Source organism: Pontibacter sp. YIM B11418 (assembly GCF_059278805.1).
Genome location: NZ_JCAEMH010000003.1, coordinates 496060 through 515692, shown reverse-complemented (window position 1 = coordinate 515692; position 19633 = coordinate 496060). Strand labels below are relative to the sequence as shown.

The 19633-nt window shown below is 49.5% G+C and carries 24 protein-coding genes; 5 read left to right on the top strand and 19 right to left on the bottom strand.

The window, feature by feature from the left end:
• The first annotated feature begins 8 nt into the window (after positions 1–8).
• Positions 9–3203, top strand: coding sequence for an efflux RND transporter permease subunit (locus tag AC4QZR_RS10035; protein ID WP_494480787.1), 3195 nt, complete (start codon positions 9–11; stop codon positions 3201–3203).
• A 478-nt stretch (positions 3204–3681) separates the two neighbouring features.
• Here the strand turns inward: AC4QZR_RS10035 and AC4QZR_RS10030 are convergent, their stop codons facing one another.
• The 7 genes from AC4QZR_RS10030 to AC4QZR_RS10000 all read right to left on the bottom strand — a co-directional run bounded on the left by AC4QZR_RS10030 (position 3682) and on the right by AC4QZR_RS10000 (position 8288).
• Complete coding sequence (locus AC4QZR_RS10030) at positions 3682–4155, bottom strand: hypothetical protein (RefSeq protein WP_494480786.1); 474 nt, start codon at positions 4153–4155, stop codon at positions 3682–3684.
• Positions 4156–4208: 53 nt separating this feature from the next.
• Positions 4209–4679 carry a hypothetical protein gene (locus AC4QZR_RS10025; RefSeq protein ID WP_494480785.1) on the bottom strand — a complete coding sequence of 157 codons (471 nt, stop codon included), beginning with the start codon at positions 4677–4679 and terminating at the stop codon, positions 4209–4211.
• Between the two features lie 290 nt (positions 4680–4969).
• Positions 4970–5197, bottom strand: coding sequence for a hypothetical protein (locus AC4QZR_RS10020; RefSeq protein WP_494480784.1), 228 nt, complete (start codon positions 5195–5197; stop codon positions 4970–4972).
• A gap of 115 nt (positions 5198–5312) precedes the next feature.
• On the bottom strand, positions 5313–5504 hold the full coding sequence (locus AC4QZR_RS10015) for a cold-shock protein (RefSeq protein WP_494480783.1): 192 nt from the start codon (positions 5502–5504) through the stop codon (positions 5313–5315).
• A 125-nt stretch (positions 5505–5629) separates the two neighbouring features.
• Entirely contained in the window at positions 5630–5905 is a 276-nt protein-coding gene (locus AC4QZR_RS10010) for a circadian clock KaiB family protein (protein WP_494480782.1), read from the bottom strand.
• Between the two features lie 68 nt (positions 5906–5973).
• Entirely contained in the window at positions 5974–7437 is a 1464-nt protein-coding gene (gene kaiC / locus AC4QZR_RS10005) for a circadian clock protein KaiC (RefSeq protein ID WP_494480781.1), read from the bottom strand.
• A gap of 284 nt (positions 7438–7721) precedes the next feature.
• Positions 7722–8288, bottom strand: coding sequence for a helix-turn-helix domain-containing protein (locus AC4QZR_RS10000; RefSeq protein ID WP_494480780.1), 567 nt, complete (start codon positions 8286–8288; stop codon positions 7722–7724).
• A 457-nt stretch (positions 8289–8745) separates the two neighbouring features.
• Here AC4QZR_RS10000 and AC4QZR_RS09995 point away from each other — a divergent pair, with 457 nt between their 5' ends.
• On the top strand, positions 8746–10047 hold the full coding sequence (locus tag AC4QZR_RS09995; protein ID WP_494480779.1) for a DUF5690 family protein: 1302 nt from the start codon (positions 8746–8748) through the stop codon (positions 10045–10047).
• Between the two features lie 40 nt (positions 10048–10087).
• Here AC4QZR_RS09995 and AC4QZR_RS09990 read toward each other — a convergent pair whose 3' ends face one another.
• Together AC4QZR_RS09990 and AC4QZR_RS09985 are read right to left on the bottom strand one after the other, a co-directional pair.
• Positions 10088–10459 (bottom strand): hypothetical protein, encoded by a 372-nt coding sequence (locus AC4QZR_RS09990; RefSeq protein WP_494480778.1) that lies wholly within the window; start codon positions 10457–10459, stop codon positions 10088–10090.
• Positions 10432–10728, bottom strand: a complete 297-nt coding sequence (locus AC4QZR_RS09985) for a hypothetical protein (RefSeq protein ID WP_494480777.1) — start codon at positions 10726–10728, stop codon at positions 10432–10434. The genes AC4QZR_RS09990 and AC4QZR_RS09985 overlap by 28 nt, the downstream gene beginning before the upstream one ends.
• 129 nt (positions 10729–10857) lie before the next feature.
• Between AC4QZR_RS09985 and AC4QZR_RS09980 the strand changes: the two genes are divergently transcribed.
• A complete protein-coding gene (locus tag AC4QZR_RS09980) occupies positions 10858–11481 on the top strand; it encodes a TetR/AcrR family transcriptional regulator (protein WP_494480776.1) in 624 nt (207 codons plus the stop codon).
• Positions 11482–11567: 86 nt separating this feature from the next.
• Here the strand turns inward: AC4QZR_RS09980 and AC4QZR_RS09975 are convergent, their stop codons facing one another.
• The gene (locus tag AC4QZR_RS09975) at positions 11568–12083 is read right to left on the bottom strand and encodes a DUF421 domain-containing protein (RefSeq protein WP_494480775.1); all 516 of its coding nucleotides are present in this window, start codon (positions 12081–12083) and stop codon (positions 11568–11570) included.
• Positions 12084–12338: 255 nt separating this feature from the next.
• A complete protein-coding gene (locus AC4QZR_RS09970) occupies positions 12339–12473 on the bottom strand; it encodes a hypothetical protein (protein ID WP_494480774.1) in 135 nt (44 codons plus the stop codon).
• A 502-nt stretch (positions 12474–12975) separates the two neighbouring features.
• Between AC4QZR_RS09970 and AC4QZR_RS09965 the strand changes: the two genes are divergently transcribed.
• Positions 12976–13839, top strand: coding sequence for an SDR family oxidoreductase (locus AC4QZR_RS09965; protein ID WP_494480773.1), 864 nt, complete (start codon positions 12976–12978; stop codon positions 13837–13839).
• 55 nt (positions 13840–13894) lie between these two features.
• Here AC4QZR_RS09965 and AC4QZR_RS09960 read toward each other — a convergent pair whose 3' ends face one another.
• The 7 genes from AC4QZR_RS09960 to AC4QZR_RS09930 all read right to left on the bottom strand — a co-directional run bounded on the left by AC4QZR_RS09960 (position 13895) and on the right by AC4QZR_RS09930 (position 18004).
• Positions 13895–14386, bottom strand: a complete 492-nt coding sequence (locus tag AC4QZR_RS09960; RefSeq protein ID WP_494480891.1) for an alpha/beta hydrolase — start codon at positions 14384–14386, stop codon at positions 13895–13897.
• A gap of 33 nt (positions 14387–14419) precedes the next feature.
• A complete protein-coding gene (locus AC4QZR_RS09955; protein WP_494480772.1) occupies positions 14420–14566 on the bottom strand; it encodes a hypothetical protein in 147 nt (48 codons plus the stop codon).
• A gap of 40 nt (positions 14567–14606) precedes the next feature.
• On the bottom strand, positions 14607–15440 hold the full coding sequence (gene ygiD, locus AC4QZR_RS09950) for a 4,5-DOPA-extradiol-dioxygenase (protein WP_494480771.1): 834 nt from the start codon (positions 15438–15440) through the stop codon (positions 14607–14609).
• 115 nt (positions 15441–15555) lie between these two features.
• Entirely contained in the window at positions 15556–16008 is a 453-nt protein-coding gene (locus tag AC4QZR_RS09945) for a DoxX family protein (protein WP_494480770.1), read from the bottom strand.
• Positions 16009–16029: 21 nt separating this feature from the next.
• Positions 16030–16602, bottom strand: a complete 573-nt coding sequence (locus tag AC4QZR_RS09940; RefSeq protein WP_494480769.1) for a YceI family protein — start codon at positions 16600–16602, stop codon at positions 16030–16032.
• A gap of 50 nt (positions 16603–16652) precedes the next feature.
• The gene (locus tag AC4QZR_RS09935; protein ID WP_494480768.1) at positions 16653–17312 is read right to left on the bottom strand and encodes an NADPH-dependent F420 reductase; all 660 of its coding nucleotides are present in this window, start codon (positions 17310–17312) and stop codon (positions 16653–16655) included.
• Between the two features lie 113 nt (positions 17313–17425).
• A complete protein-coding gene (locus tag AC4QZR_RS09930) occupies positions 17426–18004 on the bottom strand; it encodes a Crp/Fnr family transcriptional regulator (protein ID WP_494480767.1) in 579 nt (192 codons plus the stop codon).
• A gap of 373 nt (positions 18005–18377) precedes the next feature.
• Between AC4QZR_RS09930 and AC4QZR_RS09925 the strand changes: the two genes are divergently transcribed.
• Entirely contained in the window at positions 18378–18716 is a 339-nt protein-coding gene (locus AC4QZR_RS09925) for a hypothetical protein (protein WP_494480766.1), read from the top strand.
• A gap of 55 nt (positions 18717–18771) precedes the next feature.
• Here AC4QZR_RS09925 and AC4QZR_RS09920 read toward each other — a convergent pair whose 3' ends face one another.
• On the bottom strand, positions 18772–19431 hold the full coding sequence (locus AC4QZR_RS09920) for an NADPH-dependent FMN reductase (RefSeq protein WP_494480765.1): 660 nt from the start codon (positions 19429–19431) through the stop codon (positions 18772–18774).
• Positions 19432–19633: the final 202 nt, after the last annotated feature.

Below are 19633 nucleotides of genomic sequence, written 5' to 3'. Positions count from 1 at the left end.
CAGACATTATGATTTCAGACGTATTTATAAGAAGGCCCGTTACCGCCATGGTGATCTCGATCGTGATCGTACTGGTGGGTGTGCTGGCCATGTTGAATTTGCCCGTAACGCAGTACCCGGATATTTCGCCGCCATCGGTTTCGGTATCGGCTAACTATACCGGCTCGGATGCGCTCACGGTAGAACAAGCGGTCGCCACCCCAATCGAAACGCAGATCAACGGTTCGCCGGGCATGGCCTATATCTCGTCCACGAGTACGGGCACAGGACAGATGAACATGTCAGTTACGTTCGAGATCGGGACCGATATTGACATCGCCACACTGGATGTGCAGAACCGCGCCAGTATTGCAGAGCCAACCCTGCCGGAAGAGGTACGCCGATTGGGTGTGACCGTGCGTAAACGTAACCCGAGTATCATGATGGTGATCGGTATTTACTCCCCTAAGCGCACCCACGATATCCAGTTCCTCGACAACTACACCAACATTTACATCAAAGATGCCTTGATGCGTGTGAACGGGGTAGGCGATATCTTCTCGATTGGCCAGGACTTCAGTATGCGTATCTGGCTGCAGCCGGATAAACTGGCGCAGTACAACATCGGGGCCAGCGAAGTGACGGCCGCCATTCAGGAGCAAAACCTGCAGGTGGCCGCTGGTTCGGTCGGTAACTCACCGCAGTATAGTTCGCAGGCATTTCAGTACCCGATCACCGTAACGGGGCGCTTGCAGACGCAGGAGCAGTTCGGCGATATCATTGTGCGCACCAATCCCGCTGATGGCTCGGTCGTTTACATGCGCGATGTGGCCCGAATTGAGTTTGGCCGCTTCGACTATGGCCGTGAATCCAAGATCAACGGCAACCCGGCCACCATGATGCTGATCTACCAGGCGCCGGGCAGTAACGCCCTGGATACAGCCGAGGGCATTTACGCGGCACTGGACGACCTGCGGGAAACCTTCCCGGCCGATGTGGACTACATCGTTTCGTTTGAGACGGTGTCGGTGGTGCAGGTGTCGATCAACGAGGTGGTGCTGACATTGATTGAAGCCCTTATACTTGTGATCATTGTGGTGTTCCTGTTCCTGCAGAGCTGGCGTGCTACGCTCATCCCGATCCTGGCTATACCTGTGTCCATCATCGGTACCTTCATTTTCTTCATCCCGCTCGACTTTACGATCAACACCCTGACACTTTTCGGTTTCGTGCTTTCGATCGGTATTGTGGTGGATGATGCCATTGTGGTAGTGGAAGCGGTGCAGCATAACATCGACCATGAGGGGCTTTCCGCGAAAGATGCCACCCGGAAGGCCATGAAAGAGATTACGGCTCCCGTAATCGCCATTGCGCTTATACTGGCAGCCGTGTTTATACCGGTGGGCTTTATACCGGGCATAGTGGGCCGTCTGTATCAGCAGTTCGCGATCACGATTGCCATTTCGGTACTAATCTCTGCTTTTGTGGCCCTTACCCTGACACCGGCACTGTGCGCGCTGATGCTGAAGCCGATGAACGTGGATAAGGATTCACGTGGCATCAACAAGTTCTTCTATAAGTTTAACAATTGGTTTGCCCGCACAACCGAATCTTACTCTGTCGGCGTGCGGAAGAGCATCAAAGCGACCCCGCTGGTACTCATCCTGCTGGTTTGCCTCTATGTGGGGACTTTTGGCCTGTTTGTGAACAAACCGACCGGCTTTATACCTACTGAGGATGAGGGCCGCATGTTCGTGTCAGTAGAGCTGCCTGAAGGTGCCTCCACCAGCCGAACTTCCGCTATTCTGAGCGAAATAGGCGAGCAAATGGCCACTATTCCGGCTATTCGCAACTATACTTCGGTGGCAGGTCTCAACGCGATCAACTTCTCATTCAAATCAAACAGCGGTACTTTCTTCGTGCAGCTACAGCATTGGGATGAACGGCAGGATGAATCAGAGCAACTGCAGGCTGTGATGGCCACGCTGCAGCAAAAGCTGTCAGGTATAAAAGAAGCCAATATTCTGGTGGTGGCACCGCCGGCTATACCTGGACTGGGCGCTTCGGGTGGTTTCACGTTTGTGTTGCAGCAACGCAGGGCCGGCGATGTAAAAGAGTTGGAGCAGGTGATGGGGCAGTTCCTGGGAGCAGCCAACCAGCGCCCTGAAATTGCCATGGCCTATAGCTTCTTCACAGCCAAAACGCCGGGTTACCACGTGGATGTGGACCGCGAAAAGGCCAAGCGCCTGGGCGTAAACATCGCCGACGTGTATGCCACCATGTCAACGTACATGGGTAGCCGCTACGTCAACGACTTCACCCGCTACGGCCGTAACTTCCGGGTGGTGGCGCAGGCCGACACGGCCTACCGCATGGACATCGAAAGCCTGAAGCAGTTCTATGTGATGAACCGCCAGGGAGAGTCCGTTCCGCTGAGTGCTTTGGTAACAACCCGGGTAGTGGAGAACGCCCCTGTGATTTCGCACTTTAACCTGTTCCGCTCCGTGGACATCAACGGTAGCGCAGCGCCGGGCTACAGCTCGGGCCAGGCTATTCAGGCGCTGGAAGAAGTGGCGGAACAAGTGTTGCCTGCCGGCTATGGCTACGAATTCTCCGGCCTGAGCCGTGAGGAGATTGCAGCAGGCGGCAGTACGATCTACATCTTCTCGCTTTCGATCATCCTGGTGTTGCTCTTGCTGGCTGCCTTGTATGAGAGTTGGTCGGTGCCGTTCTCTATCCTGTTTGCCATTCCGCTGGGTATGTTCGGGGCGATACTTGCGCTCACGCTGCTGCCTAAACTGGATAACAACGTGTACGCCCAGGTGGGTATGATCACGCTGATCGGTCTGGCGGCCAAGAACGCCATTCTGATCGTGGAGTTTGCCAAGGAACGGGTGGACCGGGGGATGGACCTGCTCGAGGCTACGATCGAAGCGGTGAAGCTGCGTCTGCGTCCGATCATCATGACCTCGCTGGCCTTCATATTAGGTGTGGTTCCGCTGGCAATGTCTTCCGGTGCAGGAGCCGTTTCGCGCCAGACCATTGGTTGGGTAGTTATTGGCGGTATGCTGGCTGCTACCTTCCTGGCGATCTTCGTGGTTCCGGTACTGTATGTAGTGATCACCCGACTAGCCTACGGTAAAAAAGGCCTGGCCGAACTGCGCGCCAAAGGCGGAGACCTTCCGGATGAAGATGGTGGTGATCCTGCTTATGTGAATCGATAGTTTGTGTAGGCACAAGATCTAAGAAATTGGATCTTTGATTCTGGAATAAATGAAAAGCCCCGACCGTTTGGCCGGGGCTTTTTAATTGTAATTCAGACAGTGGGATTGAGCTATACCTATACCTCTAACGGTTTAGCGTTAGGCCCTCTCCATCCTGTTATTTGTCATCCCGAAAAGATCTTGGTACAGAGGACACAGCTGGCGCGAGCTTGCATCTCATGCCTACACCTTTCCAAGCAGCTATACCTTCAGCAAGAGTAACAGTACGAGCTGCAAGCTCGCACTAGCAGAAGAATCTTCTTATGTGAGTTGATCGTTTGTACAGGCACTAAACACAGGATTTGATATCCTATTATAGACGAAAAGCCCCGGCCATACAACCGGGGCTTTGCGTTCATACTTTAGGCTGTGAGGTATATGCTATACCGGATTTGTGCAGCCGAAGCCCAAGCGTAGCGAGGGTTAAGGCTGAACTTGGTTATGCAGGGTTATTCTTAGTTACACCTTCTTTTCTTTCAGATATTTCTCTTACTGCTGCTTCCAGTTTAGGCAAGTCGCTCTCATTGGTCCTGAATCTGACTTCGTGAACTGTCTTACCTTTATAGAGAATCATCTTATCATAGCTGAACTGGAAGAGCATATCAGCCTGCCACCAGATTTCTCTTTGGGTTTTATCCTTATCTTCCCTGATTATTTCCACCTTGTCCAGATGCTTTAAGTCATGCTCTTCTTTAAAGAAGAGTGGTCTCAGGAAGTAGAACTTAGCTACTCCGTTTTCCAGATGTACCACGCAATCATAGTAGCTAACCCAAACATGCAGTATAAGCCCTGACAAGATTCCTAAGCCAATCGCCAAAAGAGTGTTTTCTATAACATACCCAAGCAGCAGAGATAGAACTACTACTTTGAGAATTAGAGAATAAGTATTAGCTGGTATACCTGTTTTTACCATTCTATAAATTTAATACTGCATACCTATACCTATACCTGGCGAAGGTATAGCCGCTATGCTTTTACCTTCTCCATCAGCCGCTCTATCCAGAAGATCAGAAACAGGGCGATAAGGTTGATGCCGATGAATTTCTGGCCGAGGTCGGTGCCGATGCTGAAGTGAAAAGAGGAGAGGGCCAGCCTGAATTTGAAGATCCAGCCTTCCACCATATCCACGCCCACCCCTATGCGTAGGCCTGCCACATACTGAAAGCCGTAGGCGCCGAACGAGAAGTAGATGACCTGCAGCAACTGGTTGATGATAGAGAGCACCAGGCCGCGTCTAGGGTTACGGAAAAGCATGCGACCGCAAAGAATGGAGAAGATATAAAGTCCGCCGGCGAACAGGCCAATGCGCAGGGCCGTCTGGTCTACAACCATTTCGCCGCTAAACATGACCCAAACGGTAAGGGCTATACCTAAGATGCCGCCAAGTATCTGGTAAAGCGCAATGGCTTTGATCTGATTTCTTTCAGGAGTATTCAAAGAAGTGCTTTTTCTGGTGTTTGATTTAAATTTGCTTATCAAAATTACAAATTTATATCCACCCGTTCAGCACAATTGTGAGGTTGTTGGTGAAGGCTTTAGTCCAGGTTGATTTTCCCTTAAGGGAGAGAGATATTGGGATGAGGCCATGCAAGCGGGCTTCGCTTTTAGTGTGGCTATTTTCTGTCTCTCTTTTTGTCCTGAACTAATCTTCAATAAGAAGTGACTAAAGCTTTGATAGAGGGAGCTCTAGTTGTTGTTAGGATGCTGCTTTCGTTAGCGAGCCGCCGTTAATACTTAAACAATACGTTCGTGCCGTTGCGAATCCACTTTTCAAAAAAGGCATTATCATTGAATTCTCCCGAAAGTAGCACGGAGCCGCTCTCAGTTACAGGCGTGCGCGTGCTCATAAAGTCAGGAAGAGAGTCCTGATTGTTAGGAATCCACTCCATTCCCTTTTTTAGAGCAACGCACAGATATTCATTTGTTTCGGTATCAACCAGGTATTTTCTGTTCATCTTTCGCGTATTTAAATTTATAGGTATAAGAAAAGCTGTGAGCGCTAAAATTAACCACAGCAGCAATAAAAAAGCCTTGCCGGAGGCAAGGCTTTCCTTTGAATATGGCTTAGAACTAAGCGCGCTTTACGTTAACCGCGTTTAATCCTTTTCGTCCTTCTTGCAGGTCAAAAGTCACTTCATCACTTTCTCTGATCTCGTCAGTAAGGCCAGAAACGTGTACAAAGTATTCCTGATCTGAATTTGCTTCTTTAATAAAACCGAACCCTTTCGAGTCATTAAAGAATTTTACTGTTCCTGTGTTCATTTTTGTGTTTTTTTGACGAACCTGCTACTTGTTAGCAGGCACATTTTCTCATTATTTTCTACAATATACGATGAATAAATTACAAAACCTTGACTTTGTTAAAATACTGGCCATTCTCCTGGACCTTATTTGTGCATACTCGATATACCTAGCCCGGCTAAAACACGGCTCCTGACGTTTAAAGCGCCTATAATGCGGTTGACTGGTGCCGGTTCCATTCTGATGAGGGTAGGTATAGCAATAATGCCCGCCTCTTCCGCCTTGTCAGGGTCTTTCTGGATATCGACTATTTCAAGCTGATAGTTACCATTCAAATTCTCCCTGCAAATTTTAAGAAGCGTGTCCACAGCCTCGATGGAGTTTAGGCTGTGTCCGTTAATAAAGAGCTGAAATACATGCATGCTCATTTGTTTTTCTTGGCTAAAAGCTCCGGAAGTAACCGGCTACTATGGGTGTACTGTCTTCAAAATTACTCTAGCTTGATCAGCATGGGGTTACCCGTCAGGATACCACTGATGCCCTCGAAGTGCTTGCCTATGTTAGCACCCTTGTCCGAGATCGTAAACTTGCGGATAGAAGAATCGTGTTTGGATCCGCGCATCTTCAGCACAGCGATGCTGCGTTGCATTGCACCCGACATCTCGACATAGCGAAGCAGGATGATGGAGTCCGTGATAGGAGAGATATTGCCTTCTGTGTCGGATGTGCCACCTGCCAGCAAGGGCGTGTTAGAGGTAAACAGGCCTGTAATTTCCTGGTGTTTCAGGTATGCCGTGAAAGCGATGATAAACTCCCGGAAACCTTTGTCAGATGATGCGCGAGACAAAGCCGATAAGCTGTCAATGGCGATTCTGTCGGGCTTGAAGGATTTTACAATTTCCTGGATGTTGATGAAATGGTCTTCCAGGGAGGAAATCTCAGGATATACGCAGATCACTTTCAGTAGTCCTTCGTCTTCCAGCTGCTTGAAATCAATTCCCCATCCAGTGGCGTTGCGGTAAAGCTGTGCGCTGCTTTCTTCAAAAGCCATGAGCAGGCAGCGCTCTTTTTTCTCCCGGATGCCGTTTATAAAGTTTGCCACGAGCAAAGTTTTGCCGGCTCCTATGGCCCCGGAAACGAGGTTGATAGAGCCTTTGTAAAACCCGCCGTCTATCATCTCGTCGAGTGCAGGTATACCGGAAGTAACCCTTTCATTAGAAGAGGTGTGCTTCAGGATCATGGCTGACAAGGGGATGATGACGATCGCCTTCTCCGGGTTTATGGTAAAGGGGTTTTCTCCTTTTTCGTGGTCGCTGCCCCTGAACTTCAGTATTTCGATGGTCCTCCTGCGCTTTTCATTATGGAGCACATTGCGGAGTATCACCACATTGTCCGTCAGGAATTCCTCTACCCCAAACCGCGTGATATTCCCATACTCTTCCAGCCGCTCCGCCGTGATGATGGACGTGGCACCTAAGCGCGACAAGGTAAGCGCTACCTGTATCAGCTCCCGGCGGATGGTGTGTGTCTCTTCGTGAAACTGCGTGAAGATGCTGCCTATGGAGTCGATGACAACGCGCTGCGCTTTGCATTTCGTTACGGCTCTTTCCAGCCTTATTCTGAAGGCGCTCAGGTCAAAGTCTCCGACAGCAATGATGATCTCTTCTTTCGGGGCGGCATCCACAAATATCCATTTCCCTTCCTTTTCCCAGGTGTCGATGTCCCAATTGAAGCTCCTCAGGTGTTTGCGGATGTCGTCTACCTGTTCTTCGAAGGTGACAAAAACACCCGGCTGGTCGAACAACTGAATGCCCAGTGCCAGGAATTGTGCCCCAAACAAAGTTTTAGCGCTACCAGAGCTACCCGCCACAAGTGTAGTGCGGCCTATGGGCAGTCCGCCATGGGATATATGATCGAAGGATGCGTTTCCGGTTTCTAGTTTTTGAAGGTTCATAGGCAAACGTAAGCGGTTTGGGAAGTGTAGGTATGGTGCTGAACTCACAGGTCGAGGTGTTACCATGACAGGTAGTTTTAAAAATGCTTTATAGAATGCGATCCTAATCCCCTGTGCGTTTACTCCTGCCAGGCAGCAGAACACCTTATGTTAGGATACTGGCCAGGGAAAATCAAACATGCGTGCAGTCACCCTGCATGATGAATCGGCAGGTATAGGGATGTACAAAGGTGAGTGTAATAGCAGGGAATACTTTACATACTTATTCAAGTATGTTTCAAATGTTACAGGTTTTCGAGCACGCCCTCCCGCTTGTCTTTTATTTTCTTGTAAAAAGAAGGCGAGAGGCCGGTCACTTTCTTAAACTGAGCAGACAAGTGGGCCACGCTGCTGTAATGCAGGCGATGGGCGATTTCGGTCAGGGAGAGCTCATCATAAAATAGCAGTTCCTTTGCTTTCTCTATTTTATGGATGATGATGAACTGCTGAATGGTAATGCCCTTGACCTCTGAGAAAATGTTGGCCAAGTAGTTATAGTTGTAACCGAGTTTCTCGCTTATGTAAACCGAATAATTCACTTTCGGTTGCTCTTCCGACGCGTGGATCATATCGGTGATCAGCGTCTTGATCTTCTCGATCAGTTTGCTTTTGCTGTCGTCGAGCAACTCCAGTCCGGCCTTGCTCAGGTTCTCTTTCAACTGGTTCAGCTGAATATCGGTGATGTCTTTGAGGATTTCAACGATGCCAAGGTCAACCACCACATATTCTGATCGTAACCCGAGATTTATCAGCTCTTCCTGCACCAGCGCTTTGCAGCGGCTGCTGACCATGTACTTAATGTATAACTTCATTTACTGTGGTTAGGTGCATACTCAAATCCGGGAGTATGGTACGGCGTTGCTGCTGGGAAAATGCTGAGAACCTGGAGCGAGTGATGAGCAATGAGATCAGGTTTTTACACGAAGATGTAAAACAGGTTCTGGTAGTATATACCTAGTACGTTTGTTTCCTGATATTAATTCAGAAACTCCTCAGGTATATGCCGCAACCCCAATCTACGGAGTTTAAAGGACATTAAATTTTAATTCTTTTGGAGGGGGAGGGGATTAAGCCCTACATACTGTTGTATACCTGTGGTTTGCTATACGTGGGATCAGGGTGTCGAATCGAGAGGAACTAACGCTGGTGAAGTGTTTAGTCATAAGAAAATGAAAACATTTCTGGCCGCCCATTTAGTAAATCCATCGCTAATTACTACATTCCCAATGCGAAAAGTAAAATCACTATGCAGGAAACGATCTACAACGTATGGCAACGATGATAAACAAAAATAGCAGCCAGCTCAAAGTGGGGCTATACGCTGCGGTGGTGGTGTTCTTTGCCTATACCATGATCTTTGGCTTCCGGAAGTCTTTTACGGTGGCCACTTTCGACGGAATTGAAATTGCCGGGTATAGCTACAAAACGATTCTGGTCATCAGCCAGGTGCTGGGTTACCTGCTGGCCAAATTCTACGGCATCAAGTACATCTCAGAGCTCAAACGGACGGGCAGGGGAGGCGTCATCCTGCTCCTGACAGGTATAGCCTGGCTCAGCTGGCTGTTTTTCGCCCTGGTGCCACCACCTTACAACATCGCTTTTCTGTTCGTCAACGGGTTCCCGCTCGGCATGCTCTGGGGAGTCGTTTTCTCCTATGTAGAGGGAAGGCGAAGCACCGATTTCATCGGGGCCACGCTGGCGGTGAGCTTCATCTTCGCCTCCGGGTTCGTTAAATCCGTGGGTGCCTGGCTGATGGTGGAGTTTGGCATAACCGAGTTTTGGGTGCCTTTCTTTACCGGCCTGGTCTTTGCCTTGCCGCTTCTGCTCTTTGTTTTCCTGATGGAGAAAATTCCACCACCCAGCGAAGAGGACATCCGGCTGCGGACAGAACGCGCGCCTATGACCGAAGACGATCGGAAGCGCTTTGTAAAGGAGTTCCTGGCCGGCATTGTAGCCTGCGTGCTGATTTACTGCTTTGCCACCATTTTCCGGGACATACGCGATAACTTTGGGGCAGAAATGTGGAAGGAACTGGGCTACTTCGATCAGCCCGCTATCTTCTCGCAGACAGAGACGCCCATCACCCTGATCATCCTGGTTCTGATCGGTAGCATGGTGCTTATTAAAAACAACTACAAAGCGCTGCAAACGGCCCACGTCTTCATCCTGATAGGCTTTACGATTGCCGGTATTTCAACAGCACTTTTTGCCGCTCAGTCCATGGACCCGGTTTGGTGGATGACGCTAGTTGGCCTCGGTTTATACATGGTGTACATTCCCTTCAACGCCGTCTTCTTCGACCGGCTGATCTCTACTTTCAAGTATACCGGCAACGTCGGCTTCCTGATCTACCTGGCCGACTCGTTCGGGTATGTGGGCAGCGTGGGGGTCCTGTTCAGCAAAGAGATCTTTCAGGTACAGCTGAACTGGGTCACCTTCTTCTCTAACAGCGTGATCGGTCTTTCCGCCATTGGTGTTCTGCTGACGGCTTTTTCAATGGTCTATTTTGGCAGGAAGTATGAAAAGCTGCGGGTGAAGGAAGCAAGCGCTGCTCAGAGGGTGCAGGTATAGATTGTTTTGTTTCTCTAAAATCAGTGCCGGAGTACCTTTCTTACTTATTCAGAAACCGGTAGAAAATCAAACCACCTGCTGCGTATAGTGCGGCGTCTACCCAATCAGAGGTATAGCGGGGCATAAACTTCGGGAAGAATACCTCGAAGGCTAGCGAGAAATAGACGACTGTGAAAGCTACGTGGTACCAGGAGAGGCGCAACTGCGGCCCGAAAAAGAAGCGAAGTATAAACAACGTGGCGGTGAGCACAAGCGGCAGACAAAGCAGGTCATCCAGGTAATGTTGCACCCACCAGGGCCTCGGCAGCTCGAGCCAGCGCCACACCAAATGCCCCAGGTATACCGCCGCCAGCACCCAGAACAGCGGACGGAGGGTGCGCCAACTCATCCGGCCAGCAAGGCGATCAGCCACAGAAAAAAGGAGATGATGGACACAAAGGCGATCTGAAAGCCCAAGCCAATCCGTTTAAAGAACTTGATATAGCCAGGATCATCCGGGTTTACCTCGATGAAGTTTATGGATAGACGCTTTTTCTCCTCTTCCCGGCGTTCTTCCCGGGCCTGATCACGGGCTACGGTAATTGGGTCAAGCATGCTCTGGCAATGCTCGCATCGGTCAGCAGGGTTTTGAGTCCAGCGGGACCACTGACCGCAGTTGGGGCATTTTCTGCTGGCGCTCATAGGTATTCAGGTAGGTAGCACTCCACATCCACTGATCATGAAATGCGGATTATAATTTTAATTTCACTTGCTCAATTGAGCTAGTACAAAGGTAATTATTTTTTACTTATTTAGCTCGGAAGAGCTAACATGAAAGAGAGGATTATCAATCAGGCAGTGGAGGTCTTTAACCGCAAGGGCATCAGCAAGACCACGCTTCGTGCTATTGCCCGGGAGTTGGCGATCAGCGACGGCCACCTGCGCTATTACTTCAAGACCAAGGAAGAGCTTGTGCTGGCCATTTTCTCAGAAATGGAACAGGAGATAAGTTCATTCGCCGCTGGTACGGGTTCCAGCCCTGTAAACGTACAGACTTTGGTGGCGCCGCTTACCAGCATTTACAGGGTCATGTACCGGTACGTTTTCTTCTTTGCTGAATCTTCGTCCATACTCGAGACATTCCCCAAAGTATACACGGCCTACGAGCAACTCATGCAAAACCGCCGGCGCATGTTTTTGGCGCTTTTTGAGCAATACAGGCGAGAGGGTGTATTTGAGGAAACAGTGGAAGACCACTTGTTCCCGCTGCTGTTCAAGCAGGTGTTCATCCTGTCTGACAGCTGGGTACGGTATGCGCGGCTGCCGCAGTACAGTCATCTCAGCCAGGAAGAGCGCATTGAACATTATGTGGCCGTCACGGTGGCTTTGTTCCTGCCTCATTTTAATCCTGAACTCAGAAAGGAAGTTTCAGTATGGCTGAAGCAAGTTGGCTAAGTGCCTCCAGAAGTTCGACCCTGAATGAGCGGCGTACCGGTATTTTTTGGGAGGAGCAGGCGACGGAGAGAGAAAGGTGACGCACTTCAGCGGTCCCCATTCTTACTGATAAAACTAATGTGCCCGTCTGCTTCCACATGAGCCGACTTGACATCCTGAATATTTTCTATACCTTCTCTGCGAAGATGTTCCATCAATTCCTCTTCTGTCAGAAACTCGCGTCGCATGTTTCGGCGCAGCAGTTTGCCGTCCTTCACCACGAGCAGTGCCGGGGAGGATACGAATTTCTCTATAAATGGAGAATAATAGCTCAGGAAGTTGATAGCATAGTTTAGCACCATCAGTGTCAGGATAACAATAAAGCCTTCCGTAATGGACTTGTAGCCCCCGAGTGAGTGCGTTGTAGCCTCTGCAATAAGCACAACAAAGAGCAGGTCCATGGTCGCCAGTTCGCCTCCGGTTCTGCGTGGCACAATGCGCAGCAGGAACAAAATACCCAGGTATAGAATAGCAGCGCGCAGCACAAGCTCAAGTATAGGGGTTTCTATGCGGAAGAGTTCGGACAGGTTAATTTGCAGTAGCTCCATGTATGTTAAATGCATTGGTATTACGCCACTACCAGAGGCGTTTTTAAACAGCGTGTCCCTCGTCCACATTTGGTTGCGGCCGAGGAGCAAAGCACTATATACGCCAGAGCAAGCAACGGGATACCATTACGAAGATAGCAACGAGGTATACCTGCACCTAGCCCGGGGGATAGCGGTGGTGACGCGGTAGAATAGGGACTGATCTTTTGGTTAATACTCTCTCCTCAATTTGAGCGCCATGTCGGGCGTAATAACATCAGCGTATACGCCTTACGCATCAACCAGAACCTCCTTAATGCCTTTATCAGAAGAGACGGCATACACAACAGAGCTATCATCCGGATTGCTGGCGCCTTCGAACAGATCTACCTCATCGATCTCAAATTCCTCAGGTTTAAACTCCATGTGTAGCTGGGGCATTCCAGGCAGGTAGACTTTAAGTTAAAATCTACTGTGTAACCTCGTTCCCGCAGTTTGTTAAGCGTTTCAACCATTGTACTATTCCTTTGCGTATTCAGCTTTATGCTTTTATTTATTAAATCTTTGTCAATCAGAGCCAAGGGCAGGATGTGCAAATGGTTACCCTCTACTAGAGCCTCTGAATTAAACAGGGCTAATTCTACTCCATCACCTTGTACGAGCAGTACACCAGAACGTCCGGAAGTGCAATCCGGGTACAGCGCCCTACGCGTCGTGCCTGAAATTTGACTTTGTCACGTGTTTTTACACCCTATGCAGCTTATAAAACGATACATTGCAGTTTGCGCTCAGAGAGCTACATAACCCATTTTAGGGTATGTATAATCCTAAGCTATTCCCTTAAACACTGAATAATTATAGCGGGAGTACTTCCTGATTACACGGATTCAGCGTACAATCCAATAGTCAAACATAAACAACAAGTAGAATGAAAATAGGAATAACCGGAGCTACCGGGCACCTCGGACGCCTTATCGTAGCCAAAATGAAAGAAAAAGCAGCCACCGGTGACCTGGTTGCGCTCGTACGCTCCCCTCAAAAGGCAGCAGAACTGGGTATAGAGGCCCGTGAAGCTGATTATGACAAGCCCGAGACACTTCAACGTGCCCTGGAAGGTATAGATACCCTGCTGTTGATTTCAGGAAGCGAAGTGGGGAAGCGTGCCAAGCAACACCAGCACATCATCGATGCAGCCAAGCAAAATGGCGTACAGCGTATCGTGTATACGAGCTTGCTGCATGCCGACAACACATCCGTTAGTCTGGCAACAGAACACCGTGCAACAGAACAGGCCCTGAAGGCTTCCGGTATTCCGCATACCAACCTGCGCAACGGCTGGTATACCGAAAACTATACCGGCTCTATTCCGGGTGCTCTGGCCGGTGGGGCATTTATTGGCAGTGCAGGAGAGGGTAGGATTTCTGGAGCCACGCGCGAAGATTATGCAGAGGCGGCAGTTGCCGTTCTGACCAGCGAAGGACATGATGGCAAGGTATACGAACTGGCCGGTGACGAAGCTTTCACCCTCAGCGAGTTCGCTGCGGAGCTATCCCGCCAGACGGGCCGTGAAATTCCTTACAAAAATCTGCCCGAGGAGGAGTATGCGGCCGCGCTTGCCAGCTTCGGTATACCTGAAGAAATGGCGAAGGCAATTGCTGGTTGGGATGTTTCCGTGTCGAAGGGCGATTTGTTTGATGATAGCCGCCAACTCTCCAAACTGATCGGACGACCTACCACACCACTTTCCGTTGCGGTGGGAGATGCTATGAAGGAGACTTCTAAGTCAGGATAGGTTTTTGCAAATGCGTTGAAAAGAATCAGGGGTAATTATTAAATTGAAAAGCTGGCTATACCTGTAGCCAGCTTTTCAATTTTGTAATCGACTCACTACTGATCTGGTGCCCCATATCCTGTTCGTGGTACGTTAGCTGTACGCCTGCCTCCTGCAGATATTCCTTCGCTTCACGGGCAAAGTGTATGGGCAGTGTGTTATCCTGCGTACCGTGCGAGAGAAAGACTTTCAGTTTCTGCAAAGCCGTTTTGGGTTGTACCAGGGGCCTGATTTCCTGCAGTATTCTTCCACTGAATGCCAGTATACCTGCTACCAGTTCCGGGTGGGTCAGCCCAATGCTGAAACTCATGATAGCGCCCTGACTGAAGCCGCCCAGGTATACCTCGTCCAGGTTATATTTTTCTTTCACCTGACTGATGAACTGCAGAATGTTCTGTCTGCTTTTCGCTTCCTGCTCTGCATTTATCTCCGGCTTGCCCGTAGAGAAATCCACCTCATACCAGGCAAAGCGTCCGCCTCCCAGCACAACCGGACCGCGCGGTGAAATTACCGTGAAATCGTCCGGAAAGTGAGGAGCCAGCTAGAACAGATCCTGCTCATTGCTGCCGACACCATGCAACAATATTACTGCTTTGGAGTGGTTGGAAGTACTAATGGCAGGCCGTACCAAATACTGTAGTCCCAAGTCATTTTCAAGGTTGTTCTTCATCGTTTCTGTAAGTGACATCGTTTAGTCGTTCTAAGTTAAAAGGCTGTTCTTTACTTTATCACCCGATCATCACCGACGTCATGGTCAGGGAGCCGCCCACCACTTTGTCGTTGAAGAAGGAAACATCCTCTTTGCTGCCTTTCAGGCCCAGGGTATAGAGCAAAGGCCAGTAGTGCTCCGGTGTAGGTATAGCCAGCATGGCTTCGCGGCCCAATTGCTCGTACTTGATCAGCTTGTCGTGCTGCCCGTTGCGGATGAGGTCTTTGAAAGTGGTGTTCATCTGCACCGCCCAGTCAAAGCCATACTCCGGCTCGTTTATTTTATCCCAGGCGACCATGCGCAGGTTGTGCACCATGTTGCCGCTGCCCATGATCAGGACACCTTTTTTGCGCAGGGCGGCCAGCTCTTTAGATAGATCGTAATGGTACTGCGGTCCTTTGGTGTAGTCGATGCTGAGCTGTAGCACAGGTATATTGGCCTCCGGGTACATGTGTCGGATAACGGTCCAGGCGCCGTGGTCGAGGCCCCAGTCGTGGTCCATTTCTACTGCGGTTGTTGTGATGAACGAAGCAGTTTCCTTGGCCAGTTCCGGACTGCCCGGTGCCTTGTACTGCACATCAAACAACTCCTGCGGAAAGCCACCGAAATCGTGGATAGTCTTCGGGAAGTCCATAGCCGTGATGCGGGTGCCTTTGCTCAGCCAGTGGGCCGATATCACCAGTACTGCTTTGGGCGTGGGCATATCTTTGGCCAGTTGTGCCCATTTCTGGCTGAATTCATTGTCCTGAATACCATTCATGGGGGAGCCATGGCCCATAAAGAGGACCGGCATTAACTGCTCCTGCTCACCCAGGCTATCTGTAAATCTATTGAATGCGGTTAGTGTGGTCATACCTGCTACTCCTGTTAAAAGTGATTTAATAAACTGTTTCCGTTGCATGGCACCCTGATTAATTTAAAGGTGCTCCCAGGAAATTTCATCCCGGAAGCACCTATTAAAACTTAGCTTACTGGATAGAAAGCGATCTGGCATAAGATGGCTTAAGCACCGTTCGCATGAGAAGGTAGTCCAGTGAGTACCTGCCGCTGCCTGTCAGTAGCAACACGATATAAGGCATCAGGTATAGGATTCCCAGTTCTTGCTTGGCAAACGGGTCTGCCGCATGGAATATAAATACTGCAACCACCATGGTGACAATCAATGGGATAGTCGCCAATCTGGTGCCCAGCCCTACCAGAATCAGTAGGGAGCAAAGCACTTCAGAGAATACTGCCAAGGCGAGTGTGCCAGTGGCGCTTAGCCCAAACATAGCAGGGAACTGCACCGGACCATCTGAGAAAAGCATTTCCAGTTTCGGCCAGCCGTGCACGAGCATCAGCGCTCCAATGCTGACCCGGGTAATCAGCAGCGCCACATCAATGCTTATGGCGCTCTGGTTCACGTTCAATAGCTTTTTCATCGCTGATTATTCGTTTATAGATTATTGGATAAACTCACCGTCCGCCTTGATGCGCACTTCGTCGCTGATCATCGGGGCTGGGAAACCGCTGCCTAAGTTAAAGTCTGAGCGCTTGATGGTACCTGTTACCTGGAAACCAGCGGTCTGCTTTTTGTTCATGGCGTTCTCTACTGTACCGTTGTATTTCATGTCCATGGTAACGGGCTTGGTTACGCCGTTCAGGGTCAGGTTGCCGGTTAGCTTGTAGCTGTCTTTGCCTGCTTTCTTTACAGAGGTGCTCTTAAAGTTCATGGTCGGGTACTTCTCTACGTTGAAAAAGTCCGGGCTCTTCAGGTGCGTGTCTCTGTCATCTACTCTCGTGTCAATAGAAGCTGTTTTAGCGGTCATTTCTACAACAGCGTCACTGAAATCCGGCTTAGTGGCGGTGATTTTTACATCGAAGTCATCGAAGTGGCCCGAAATATCGGAAATGCCCAGGTGTTTCACTGTAAAGCCAAGCTGCGAGTGCGCGTCATCGTTTGTCCAAACGGTGTTCAGGGTTGTGAAAGCCGTCAGTGACAGGAATGCGAATAAAACTAAGGATACTCTTTTCATAAAATTTGTGATTTAAATTGTGTTTATAAATGTTAAGTGTGATTCGTTTATTAGTGCAGGATTTTCCAGCCTGCCAGCCAGTTGTAGTCGTGCTTCATGTTCAGCTGAATAAGCAGCAGTTGCATGCGCTCCAGCGTGCCGCTTACGGCCAGGTCGCCTGCCACAATCGGATGGAAACCAGCCGTCTCGACTAACTCTGTCACGGTTTGCAGAGCTTCTTCGTCATGGCCAGCTATAAAAGCGTCCACTTGCCTTCCATCGATCACTGGTGTGGCGAAATCGGCTGCAAAGGTGGTGTTAAAGGCTTTTACCACTTTGGAATTAGGCAGCAGCTTTTGCAGTTCCTCCGCCGCGCTGGTATCCGGCGCGGTTACCAAGCCATCGTAAGTATCGTTAAGCGGATTGGCGATGCTGATGACAATTTTTTGGTTGGCAACTTCCTTTATCCTATCGGCTACTTCTTTCTCAGCCGAGTAAGGGACCGCCACGATGATGATGTCCGCTTCCCAGGAAGCATCCCTGGAGCAATCCGATGCTTCTACATCGGCGCCTGGGTTGCTGCTTTTAATATCCGCCGCAATAGCCTGCAATTTATTCAGGTCATTGGCGCAAAGCAGCAGCCGGTAGTTGCCTTTCGACAGACTTCTGGAGATGGCAGAACCCATGTTTCCGGAAGCTCCTATAATCGCTATGGTTTGCTTTGTCTTCATATTGGTGATTTTGAACAATACAAAGGTACGGCCGAGCCATGCCCCGATGCATTGCGTCCGGTCAAGAAAAAGCATTGATCCAAATCAATGCTTTTGAAGAGATTGGTAGATTGTTACTTAGAAGAGATGCGTTTCCGGATGCGGCTCAGGGTTTCTGGGGTGAGGCCCATGTAGGAGGCGATCATGTGCTGGGGAACGCGCTGCACAATGTGTGGGTAGAGGGCGATGAATTCCTGGTAGCGCTCTTCCACCGAGGCACTGATAATGGAAGTCAGCCGGCGCTGCATGGCCAGGTAAGCGCCTGTAATATTCAGTCGGGTGAAAGTTTCGTACTTGGGCATCGTCTGTAACAGTTCCTCATGGGCCGATTTGCTGATGATCACCAGTTCCGAGTCTTCCAGGGCATCGATGTTGTAGGTGGCAGGTTCTCCAGTCAAGAAACTGTACAGATCGGAGATCGTCCAGCCTTCGAGGCCAAACTGGATGATGTGCTCGTTGCTGTTTTCGTCAACTGAGTACGCGCGCAGGGCCCCCTTCTCTACGAAGGCGATCATTTTGCACACATCGCCTTCCTGCAGCAGGTATTGCTTCTTTCGTAGCTTCTTCAGGGTAAGGTAGGTTTTGATATGCTCCTCCTCCTCTTTCGTAAGCTGGACTTTACTGTTTAGATTCTGAAAGAATAATGTGTACATCACAACGCTTTTACGGCTGGTTTTCGGGAAGGAAAGGTATACCTTCCTGCTGTCATTCTAACATCGGGCCCTTATACCTGTGCAAATTTACAATTTTATTCCACCCTTTCTGTTTCCTTCGCAGGCATCTCTTCCGGAAACACCAGCCATTCCCGCTTAATGCTCGTAATATGCCTGAACGCTTGCTTTAACCTTACGAACAATTGGCACTTGCAGGAAATGACATACCTATTTGCAGTGCTAAACTTACATCGAAAGCATTTGTTGTTTTATTATCTTTGTGCCACACTTACTTACTACTAGCGGGATGATTACTGTATCTGATAACCAATTCTACGAGTTGGCCTACGATCTAAAAAAGAACCGGATTTACATGAGAATCAATAATTACTGGAAATCGCCGGAGGTGGTGCCAAATTATTTGAATGATTGGAATAAAGTGATAGGTATAGCATCGCCTGGCTTTACCCTGCTGGCCGACTTCCGTAACATGCTCACGCATCCTACGTCTGTAAAAGAAATGCACGAGGCTGTTGCCAACAAGTTACTTGAATCCAATGTCTCCTATGTTGCCGAAGTCTCCCCCACAGACAGGATAGCCGTGCTGCAGGTAAGCGGCGTGTGGAACCAGATCGGCAAGGGAAGTATAAAAGTTGCCGACATTGTCTTAGGCGAGAACATACTCGACCAACTCACCAGCACCTCTACTTAAGAAGTTTCGCGACGTTAACTGTACGGGTTAAAAACTGTAGCCTAGGATCCTATACCTATTCCACCCGTTCTGTTTCTTTGGCCGGCTTTTCTCCCAGAAACTCAACCCAGGCTTTTCTAATACACGGATAGTGTTTGGACGCTTCCACCAGATTCATAAATGCGACCAGGTTGTCTTCAAACCTTTTGGCCAGCGTCTTATTTTTCAGGCTGCCATCTTCATTAAATGCTTCGGGCGCCGTAGCCAGCGAGAACATATCCGGGTATACCCTGGTGCCCAGGTGCTCAAAGGGAACGCGTAAAGCCCAAAGTCCGCGGTTGCCACCCGCCATAGACGCAGAAGCGGACATCAATAAGGCATGATGCTGGTGAAAGGGCTGCGGACGGAAGCGGGATGTCCAGTCGATGATGTTCTTCAGATTACCGGGCATAGAACCGTTGTACTCTGGCGATGAAATGATCATGGCATCGTTGGCCAGCATACGTTTACGGAGCGCTTCAGCTCCCTCGGGATGGAAATTATCCACCTCCAGATCCTGGTTGAAAGTAGGACACTCAAACTCCGCCATGTCGGCAAAGTCCACCGTGCCGCCATGTTCCTCAATGACTTTCACGGCCAGTTTTGCCAGCTTGGTATTGAGCGATCCGTTCCTGAGCGAGGCTGAAAAAACCAGAAAACTGGTGTGTTCACGACTTTTATTCTGTTGCTCTTCCATTTGCTATCCTTAAGTATAAGTTGTTTCAGATGTTGCCATCTACTCTTTCATTTCAAGTGAGATCGGCTTCCACAATTAGTTGTTGTCTTTCACTTCATTTATTAAACGGCAGCCCAATAAAAAGTTATGACTAGGCAGGTTGCAGATTTCCTGCCGATAACCCGCACTTGCCGGACCAGTGCGTGTAGGCATGAGGAGCCCT